The organism is Thioalkalivibrio sp. ALJ24 (assembly GCF_000377785.1).
Classification (GTDB): domain Bacteria; phylum Pseudomonadota; class Gammaproteobacteria; order Ectothiorhodospirales; family Ectothiorhodospiraceae; genus Thioalkalivibrio.
In genome coordinates, this window is sequence record NZ_KB898739.1 from 1 (window position 1) to 4,687 (window position 4,687).

The 4,687-nt window shown below is 57.4% G+C and carries 3 protein-coding genes and 1 pseudogene; all 4 read left to right on the top strand.

Annotated elements, in window-relative coordinates; all coding sequences use genetic code 11:
• Positions 1 to 97: 97 nt before the first annotated feature.
• Positions 98 to 355, top strand: a pseudogene (locus tag D571_RS13890) (IS30 family transposase); the annotation flags it as partial.
• Positions 356 to 640: 285 nt separating this feature from the next.
• Positions 641 to 2,269 (top strand): OmpP1/FadL family transporter, encoded by a 1,629-nt coding sequence (locus D571_RS0113415; protein WP_026287870.1) that lies wholly within the window; start codon positions 641 to 643, stop codon positions 2,267 to 2,269.
• Positions 2,270 to 2,338: 69 nt separating this feature from the next.
• On the top strand, positions 2,339 to 3,256 hold the full coding sequence (locus D571_RS0113420; protein WP_018937208.1) for a hypothetical protein: 918 nt from the start codon (positions 2,339 to 2,341) through the stop codon (positions 3,254 to 3,256).
• 86 nt (positions 3,257 to 3,342) lie between these two features.
• Entirely contained in the window at positions 3,343 to 4,638 is a 1,296-nt protein-coding gene (locus D571_RS0113425) for an EAL domain-containing protein (RefSeq protein WP_018937209.1), read from the top strand.
• Positions 4,639 to 4,687: the final 49 nt, after the last annotated feature.

Genomic DNA, 4,687 nt, shown 5'->3' on the forward strand with positions numbered 1-4,687 from the left:
TTGCGCAGGACGGCCTCCTTACGCTCGCTGGAATACTGCTTCATGGTTGTCACCTGTCGGTTGCGTTGAGGCGACAACTACGTTGACTGATAGGGCCCACGAGCAGGTGAGCGCGAAGCTCGCCTGCCCCGTGTACTTCGCCCGGCCATATCACAGCTGGGAACGCGGCTCGAACGAGAACACCAATGGACTGATCCGGGAGTACTTCCCGAAGGGCACTGACTTCGCTCACGTCAGCGAAGAACGTATCCAGGAGATCGAAGACAAGCTCAACCTTCGACCGCGCAAGCGACTCGGCTACCAGGCTCCGATCGAGGTCCTGGAGCAATCCTTACCGCGGCAACGCGCCGCGTGACGTGGCGTTGCACTTATGTGTTGAATTCAGGTCGGGTAAGAACCCGGGCGCTATCATCCCAAAGCGGTCCGCTGTACGGAAGCAGTTGCGAATCACATCAGCATCTAATTATATTTGGATATATAAAATAATACAAACCTACTAGCTGTAACCGCCTAGTGCCTTAATGCTTCTCTGCGCACTACTATCGCTGCCGATCCACTGAAGAGCGAACAGCTATCTGTTCAGAAAACAATAAGGGGTCAGTATCTCGGCACAGACGCGCGTCAACCAGAGGAGAGAGTCATGAAGCAGCGTACGCTCGCCCGCGCGGCGGCAACCCTTTCGGTTACGGCATTATCCCTCACAATTCCGCAGAGTCACGCGACCAACGGATATTTTGCTCACGGATTCGGTACCCAGAACAAGGGGATGGGCGGGGTCGGCATGGCGATGTCACAAGACTCCTTCGCTCCGGCAACCAACCCCGCTGGAATTGCCGGAATGGAGTCGAGGGTGGACGGTGCGCTCGCCTACTTTCGGCCCGAGCGATCCTACAAGGTGACTGGCGATGGTCTCGAGGTGGGCGATCTGACCCTCGATGACCTCGATGTCGATCTAACCGAGACCGTCGAAGACACTTTCGAAGAGTTGGCCGATCAGCTGGATACTACGGTGGACAATCTCCTCGGAAGTGGCGGAACGGTCGACGATATCGTCGATGATCTCCAGGGAGCCGTGGACTCGATACTCGACCCTAATGAGAGTTCCGAAGAACCGTTGAACGACTTGAATGACACGATCATTGATGCCATTGACGACGATGTTGCTCTCGATGCTGCGAAATTGGGAGACACTGTCTTTCTGTCCCTTGTCCAGGATACTCTGGTTCCACTTAATACAAACGGTGAATGGATCGAGTCACGGGAAAAGAACTTTTTCATACCGTCGTTCGCCTTCGTGCGTCAGATTAACGACCGGAGTTCCTGGGGTGTGACCGTCGTCGGTAACGGTGGCCTGAATACGAATTATCCGGGCTTCGACAATAAAGAAGGCTGTCAGGGGCCCTTGGGTTCGGAGGTCGGAAGACAGAGTGGCCCATTCTGTGACGGGGCAGCCGGAGTGGACCTGATGCAGCTGATGGTCATGCCAACCTTCGCGACTTCATTCGGTGACCAAGGCCAGGTTCGCGCCGGTGTAAGCCCAATCCTCAGTTACCAGAGGTTCGAAGCATTCGGTCTGTCCGAGTTCGAACCGTTGAGTGACAGTCCTGAAAAGCTGAGCGACCAGGGGTATGACGACAGCTTTGGATATGGAATTAAGGTGGGCCTCCAGGCTGACGTCGCGGATCACATCACGCTTGGCGCATCCTATCAGAGCCGTCAGGCACACGATGGGTTCGATGATTATGAAGGGCTGTTCGCTGAGCAAGGCGACTTTGATATTCCCTCGACCTGGGGGGTAGGGATTGCGGTTGATGTGACCCGGAATCTCACTGTTGCCGCGGATTACCAGCGGATCAATTATTCAGACGTCGACTCGCTTTCTAATTCAGTGACCAATTTGACGGAAGACGGAAACCGGCTCGGATCTTCCGATGGCCCCGGGTTTGGCTGGGAGGATATCAATGTTTACAAGGTCGGTGCACAGTACGATGGCTTTGATGGTTGGTCACTCCGCGCCGGGTATAACCGGGGCGATAATCCGATTCCGGAGGATGAAGTGACCTTCAATATTCTGGCCCCCGGTGTGATGACCGAACATTATACGCTGGGTGCGACCCGGGAGTTGAGTGAGGATCTGGAGATCAGTTTTTCCGCTATGTATGCGCCCAAGGAGTCGGTCAAGGGGGATCATGCATTTTTTGAGCAGCAAGATGTAGAGATTGAAATGGAGCAGTATGAGGTCGAGGTCGGATTCGGATACCGTTTCTGATTGAAGTGTAAAGAAAGAGCGTGGCATAAAGACGCCGACAGAGAAGCAACAACCACCGGAGGAAGGCCTATGCAATTCGAAAGAGCGAACGAGATCGTGGCGTGTCTACTGGCTACAGGCTTGCTGGCAGCGGCGGGGGTCGCCAAGAGCGACGAGCTGCAGCCCTTTGTGCTGGCGGACTCTGTTGCGACTACGGAGCACGGAGCGGTGGTAGAGGAAGTCGCCGCAAAGTTGCGAGAGGGGCCATTCGAGAAGTTGGGCCAGTACGCGGTGGACGACGGGCGCCATGTGTTCGTAGTGTCGCATCCGGAGCTGATGAAAGTGGCGAACGATGAGGCAAGGTCGGCCTATCTCGCGCCGGTTCGAATTGCGGTCACTGACGTGGAGGGCGAGGTTCAGGTCGTCCATAACAATCTGGAATACTTCCGTCACGCCTATGAAGTGGAGGAGGATCTCGTCGGGGTGCGCGAAGATCTCGCCAGTGTTCTCGGCAATAGTGAGGTATTTGGCTCAGAGGACGGGATGACCGCTTCGGATCTGCGTGGTTATCGCTACATGGTGGGCATGGAGCGCTTCGATGATCCATATGAGCTGGCAAGTCATGACGATGCCGAGACGGCCAGGGCGGCGATCGAGGCGACACTGGCGCAGGAGGGCAATGGCGTCTCGGAAGTTTACCGGCTGGACCTTGATCGTCCGGGTGTCACTTTGTATGGCGTAGCGTTTGATGCTTCAGCCGGTGCCCCGGAAGAGGTGGGCGATCGGCACAAGCTTGATACGGTTGACGTAGGAGATCGCCGGCATACGGCTTATCTACCCTACGAAATTCTGGTTAACGATGGTGAGGTTGAGGCGTTGCACATGCGCTTTCGGATGGCGCTGCACTGGCCGGATCTGGGGATGCTGGGGTCGAACAGTTTTTTCCAGTTGAGGAGGTCGCCGGGGGCGCTAGAAGAGGTTCTGGAAGAGATCGCCGCTGGTCCGTGATCGGAATACAGATCCGATTTTCTCGACGCGGGGGGATGGCCGAGCCATCCCCCTCCTTTTTTGTGCTGGCGTAAGGAGAGTTGAGTATGACGTTGAGCGGTGTACGGACACTGATACTAGAAGATGACCCCGAGTTTGCGGATGAGCTTGGGGAATATCTGGGTTCGCTGGGTGCTTCGGTCGTTATCTCTAATGACTTGGCTTGTGTGAGGCAGAAGTACCTGTCGGAGTCGTTCGATTTGTGTCTGGTGGACCTAAAGGTAGGTGAAGAAGACGGTATCGCGGCCATTGCATATTGGGCGGAAAGGGAAGAGCGCCGTCCGAAGGTGGTCTTCATCTCGGGCCTTGACCAGTCGATCCGCGAGTCAGCGGAAGGGGTCGCGCGGGAAGTCGGGGTACCGGTGCTCGGGCATCTGGCGAAGCCGCTGGTTCTGGATGAGCTGGGGCGCTTGCTGGAGGACGGTTGGCACTCGGTGGGGGAGACCGGACCTGCAGGGGGGCGGTCCGTCCTTGATGCGTCTGAAATTGAGGATGCGCTGGCGGGTCGCCTTTTTGCAGTGGCGTTCCAGCCTCAGGCGTCCTTGCAGGACGGGCGGGTGAAGGGCGTTGAGGCGCTGGCACGGATCCGTATGCAGGACGGAGAGACTGTCCGGCCCGGTGCGTTCCTCTGGGCCCTGGAAGATTCGCGTTACGCCTGGCGCATTTTTGCCCAGATTAGCGATATGGCCATTGCGCGTTTCGGGGCGCTCCGGAGTTCGTGCCGTGACGTAGCCCCGAAGACCCTGAGCATTAATTTGTCGCTGGACCTGCTCGGACACGGGGACCTTCTGCGGCAACTTCTCACGGCCTGTAGACAGAATTCGGTGCGCCCGAATCAGGTTCTGCTCGAGATCACCGAACGTGAGCTGGAAGTGGAACCCGTTCATCGCAGGGTACTGACTCAGGCCAGGATCGCCGGCTTCGGACTGTCGCTGGACGACTTCGGTGCCGGGACGGCAAACCTGGACCGGCTGGTTCGCTTTCCATTAACGGAAGTTAAGGTCGATCGCTGGTTTCTCGAGCAGGCGGTCCAGCGCTGCGGCGGGCGTCGGTTCCTGTGTCGCCTGGCAGCCCTGGGAAGAGACGAGGGGCTGGAAACCGTGATTGAGGGTGTTTCCAGAGAGGAGCTGATGGACGTGGCCTGCGAGTGCGGTTTCGGTATCGCGCAGGGTTCTTACATCTCCGAGCCGTTGTGGCCGGAGGAGCTCGAGACTGACCGGGTCGCTGAGCTGGGTCTTTCCGGACGGTGTTCGGGGCGGGGCTGGTCGTCGTCCCGGGAGGATCGGCAAGGCCGAATCCCTATCAGTCAACGTAGTTGTCGCCTCAACGCAACCGACAGGTGACAACCATGAAGCAGTATTCCAGCGAGCGTAAGGAGGCCGTCCTGCGCAA

Coding starts and splice junctions, on each gene's coding strand:
- D571_RS0113415 (WP_026287870.1), top strand. CDS start 641: ATGAAGCAGCGTACGCTCGCCCGCGCGGCGGCAACCCTTTCGGTTACG.
- D571_RS0113420 (WP_018937208.1), top strand. CDS start 2,339: ATGCAATTCGAAAGAGCGAACGAGATCGTGGCGTGTCTACTGGCTACA.
- D571_RS0113425 (WP_018937209.1), top strand. CDS start 3,343: ATGACGTTGAGCGGTGTACGGACACTGATACTAGAAGATGACCCCGAG.